Origin of the sequence: uncultured Oscillibacter sp. (assembly GCF_900544955.1) — a bacterium.
Taxonomy (GTDB): domain Bacteria; phylum Bacillota; class Clostridia; order Oscillospirales; family Oscillospiraceae; genus Oscillibacter.
Map to the genome: position 1 here is coordinate 1 of NZ_UQXD01000078.1, position 3249 is coordinate 3249.

Annotated in this window: 1 protein-coding gene; it reads right to left on the reverse strand. The window is 65.4% G+C overall.

Annotation, left to right across the window (positions count from 1 at the left end):
• Positions 1-86: 86 nt before the first annotated feature.
• The gene (locus QZS21_RS11560; protein ID WP_295583554.1) at positions 87-2699 is read right to left on the reverse strand and encodes an EAL domain-containing protein; all 2613 of its coding nucleotides are present in this window, start codon (positions 2697-2699) and stop codon (positions 87-89) included.
• Positions 2700-3249 lie beyond the last annotated feature (550 nt).

A 3249-nucleotide genomic window follows, 5' to 3' on the forward strand; every position in this document is an offset into this window, starting at 1 on the left:
CCGAGCGGCAGACGGCGGGTCGTCGCCCCGCCGCCGTGGGCCTCAAACAGCGTCTTGCACTCCGGCATACGTCTCCCCTTTTCTCCTCAGGCGGATGTCCCGTCCCCCGCCGGGGAGTCCTCCCCCCGCCAAAGCCGGCATCCGCTCTTCTCCTCCCGCTTCGCCTCATAGAGGGCCTCGTCCGCCCGCCGGAGGATCTCGTCCATTCCGTCGTCCTTGTTCCACAGGGCCACGCCGGCGGAGCAGTAGACCGCCAGGGTCTCCCCGCAGCACTCCTGCTCCACGGCCAGGCAGATTTCCGTGCCCTTTTTCAGCGCGTTCTCCCCGGAGCCGATGTGCTTCAAAATCACCACGAACTCGTCCCCGCCGAAGCGGGAGACGATATCCGTCTCCCGGGTGTGGGCCCGCAGGCGGCGGCCAAAGCCCCGCAGCAGCTCGTCCCCCGCGGTGTGGCCCATGGCGTCGTTGATCTTTTTCATGTTGTCCATGTCAAACATGAACACCGCGGCGGGCGCGTCCTTCTCCTGGAGCATGGACACGGCGGCGTACATCCCCCGGCGGTTCAGCAGCCCGGTGAGATAGTCCTGATAGGCCGCGTCCTCCAGCAGCCGCTCCCGCTCCCACATGTCCACGTAGCCCATGGCCCGCTGGAACCGGCGCCGCAGGACGGCGGCGGTGTAGGGCTTGTGGATGAAGTCGTCCGCCCCGGTCTCCAGGGCCCGCTCCTCCAGATCCAGGGCATAGGGGGCGGTGGCGATCACGGGGATGTTCCAAACCGTCCTCTCCCGCTGGAACTCCCGCAGCGCCGGGAAGCCCCCGTCCTCCGGCAGCGTCAGGCTCAGCAGCACGCCGCTGAGCCGGTGGCCGTACTCCGCGGCGCAGTCCAGCGCGGCGGCGGCGGTCTCCGCCTCCACCAGCTGGTACTCCTCCTGAAACACCGCCCGGGCCTGGGCCCGGCTGTCCGCGTCCTCGTCGGCCAGCAGGAGGAGCTTCTTCCGCCGCCGCACGTCCATGTGGTAGCTGTCGCAGTCCTCCTCCACCTCGTCCACCCGGAACAGCTCCTCGAACTGGGACACGGGCATGGGCTTTGCGAAGTAATAGCCCTGCACGTAGTTGCAGCCCACCTCCTGGAGGTATTCCAGCTGCTCCCGGGTCTCCACGCCCTCCGCCACCACGCTCAGGCCCATGGTCATGGCCATGTCCATGATAAAGCGGAGGATGCCCCGCTCCAGGGGCTTGGCGGTCTCGTTCTGGATAAACTTCATATCCAGCTTCAAAATATCCACCGGCATGCTGTTGAGCATGTTCAGCGAGGAGTAGCCACTGCCGAAGTCGTCCATCTCCACCACGAAGCCCAGCTCCCGCAGCCGGCGGACCGTCTCCACAATCTGGTGGGGATTCTCCGTGTAGGCGCTCTCGGTGATCTCCAGGTGCAGCCGGGAGGGGGACAGGCCGTACTTCTCCACGATGCCCACCAGCACGTCCGCGATGTCCGCGTTGTAGATATCGGCCCGGGACACGTTGACGGAGATGGGCAGGTGGGGGCGGCCCTCCTCATCCCACCGCTTGAGGACGGCGCAGCTCTGCTCCCAGACGTACTGATCCAGCTTGGTGATAAAGCCGTTCTTCTCAAACAGGGGGATAAAGGCCCCGGGGGCCAGAAAGCCCCAGTCAGGGTGGTCCCAGCGGACCAGCGCCTCGGCGCCGGAGAGCTTGGAGGTGCGGATGGTGTATTTGGGCTGCAGGTACACCAAAAACTGCCCGGCCTCCAGCGCGGCCTCCATGCTGTTGGTGATGGCCTGCTCCCGCAGCAGCTTGCTGCGTAGCGTGTCGTCGTAGAAGGCGATGTGCTTTTCAAAATAGCCCTTGATGCTGTTGGCGGCCAAAAACGCCCGGTCGCACATCTGCTCTATTGGCAGCGAGCGGTCCTCGATGGCGTAGACGCCCCATTTCATCACAATGCTCCGGGAGGTGGAGATCTTGTTGATCCGGGCCTCCAGGCGGGTGAAGTCCTCCTCCCGGTAGGCCGGACGGCGCTCCATCAGGCAGACAAACTGATCCGCGTTGAGCCGCCCGCAGATGCCCTGACTGCCCACCAGGTCGGTGTAGATCCCCGCAATACCCACCAGCAGCCGGTCCCCGGCCAGCAGGCCGAACACGTCGTTCACCAGCTTGAAGTTCTCGATGTCCGAGCAGATCAGGTCGTAGGCCCGCTCCGGGTTCCGGCGCAGAACCTCCCGCGCCCGCTGGTAGAAGAACTCCTTGCTGTAGAGCCCCGTCAGCCGGTCGTATTTGAACTGGTTGATCATGGCCGCGGTCTCCCGCAGGTTGATGATGCTGGCCACCCGGTGCAAAATCACCTGGGGCTTGTAGGGCTTGGCCACAAAGTCGGTGGCCCCCTGGGAGAGAGCGGTCACCTCGTCCGCCTCGCTGTCGCTCTGGGTGGTGACGATGACCGGGATGGACGCGTAGGCCGGGTCCGCCTTCACAATGGAGAGGAAGGTATACCCATCCATCTTAGGCATCACCAAATCCAATAAAATCAGGGAGATGTCGTCCCGGTCCCGCTCCAAAACGGACAGCGCCTCCTGGCCGTCCTCCGCCTCCAGCACCCGGTAGCTCCCCGAGAGAATGCCCACCAACGTGGCCCGGTTGATGAAGTTGTCCTCCACCACAAGAATGGTCTTTTGTTCCGTCATGCCCGTTTCCCCTCATCCCGCAGCGCCCATCGGCCGCCCCTCCGGGGCTCCCGCCTTCCCGGCCGCAGCGCAGCAGTTTTGCCATACCATTATAAATAAGAATTATAACAGTTCCGCCTCTCAAAAGCAATCATCTTGCGCCTTTTCGCAGAAGCGATGCATCTGGCGCCGGTGCCCGCCGTCCGCCTCCATTCCGGCGGGGAAATGGAGGGCGCGGCGCCGGAAAAAATCCGCCGTAATACAAGTTACGGCGGATTATAGGCCCCGAACGGCCCCTCCGGCGGCCGTCCGCACGCCCGGACCCCAAACGCAACCTGCCCCGCCGCCGGTCCCCGGGTGGCGCGGACATGGGACGGGTGCAAAATGCAAAACCCCACCCCGCCGCAGCGGGGTGGGGTTTGAAAACCGTCTGTCCGGCGGGAGCCACCGCTCCGCCTGCGGAAAGGGCCGATGCACCGCGGGCACGGCGGACAGCCGGTCCCCGCCGGGCCTCCGGCCAAGCGGGCCGCCGCCCGTTTGCCCAGCGCCAGGCCCCGGAGGGCAGGCAGGG

Excerpts from the sequence above, each read along its gene's own strand:
- QZS21_RS11560 (WP_295583554.1), bottom strand. The coding sequence starts at position 2,699 with ATGACGGAACAAAAGACCATTCTTGTGGTGGAGGACAACTTCATCAAC.